Origin of the sequence: Streptomyces sp. NPDC088387, assembly GCF_044753385.1 — a bacterium.
In the GTDB taxonomy this organism is placed as follows: domain Bacteria; phylum Actinomycetota; class Actinomycetes; order Streptomycetales; family Streptomycetaceae; genus Streptomyces.
The window spans coordinates 1-1,139 of the sequence record NZ_JBIVNC010000034.1; the positions used below are offsets into that span (position 1 = coordinate 1).

General features: G+C 64.8%; 1 protein-coding gene. It reads left to right on the forward strand.

The window, feature by feature from the left end:
- Window positions 1–47: 47 nt before the first annotated feature.
- Complete coding sequence (locus ACIQAC_RS40730) at window positions 48–1,139, forward strand: IS630 family transposase (protein ID WP_402200777.1); 1,092 nt, start codon at window positions 48–50, stop codon at window positions 1,137–1,139.

The following is a 1,139-nucleotide window of genomic DNA, read 5'->3' on the forward strand; positions in this document are numbered from 1 at the left end:
CTAGTGTTCTGAGTCGGGAATTCTGTTCATATGTGTAGGCTTGCCGCATGGCACGTACGGGGCGGCCGATGGCCGAGTTGACGCTGTCGGATGAGGAACGGGCTGCGCTTGAGGGGTGGGTGCGACGTCGTTCCGCGCCGCAGGCGTGGGCTCTTCGTTGCCGGATCATCCTGGCCTGTGCGGATGGCGCTTCCAACAAGGACGTCGCGGCCCGGCTGGGCTCGACTCCCCATGCGGTGGGCCGCTGGCGGGCGAGGTTCGTCGAGCACCGGATCGCCGGCCTGGGCGACATGCCGCGCTCCGGTGGTCCGCGATCGGTCACGGACGAGCAGGTCGCCGCGCTGGTCACCCGGACGCTGGAGTCCACCCCGAAGGACGCGACGCACTGGTCGACGCGGTCGATGGCGAAGGACACGGGCCTGTCACAGTCGACCGTGTCGCGGATCTGGCGGGCGTTCGGCCTCCAGCCGCACCGCTCGGAGACCTTCAAGCTGTCGACGGACCCGTACTTCGTCGACAAGGTCCATGACGTCGTCGGCCTCTACCTTGATCCGCCCGAACGGGCCCTGGTCTTCTGCGTGGACGAGAAGTCGCAGATCCAGGCACTGGATCGCTCGCAGCCCGTGCTGCCGATGATGCCCGGCGTCCCGCAACGGGTCACCCACGACTACGTCCGAGCCGGCACCACGACCCTGTTCGCCGCACTCGAGGTCGCATCCGGCAAGGTGATCGGATCACTCCACCGCCGCCACCGTGCCGAGGAGTTCAAGAAGTTCCTCATCAAGCTCGACAAGGAAGTCCCGGACGGTCTCGACATCCACCTGGTGCTGGACAACTACGCGACCCACAAGACACCGGTCATCAAGACATGGCTGCTGGCGCATCCCCGGTTCCACCCGCACTTCACACCGACCGGTTCATCCTGGCTCAACCTCGTCGAGCGGTGGTTCGCCGAGCTCACCAACAAGCAGATACGACGAGGCGTTCACAAGACCGTCCAGGCCCTGGAGAAGGACATCCGAACCTGGATCACCGCATGGAACACCGACCCCAAGCCCTACCTCTGGACCAAGACCGCAGACGAGATCCTTGAACGCCTCGCCTCTTATCTGAACAGAATTCCCGACTCAGAAGACTAG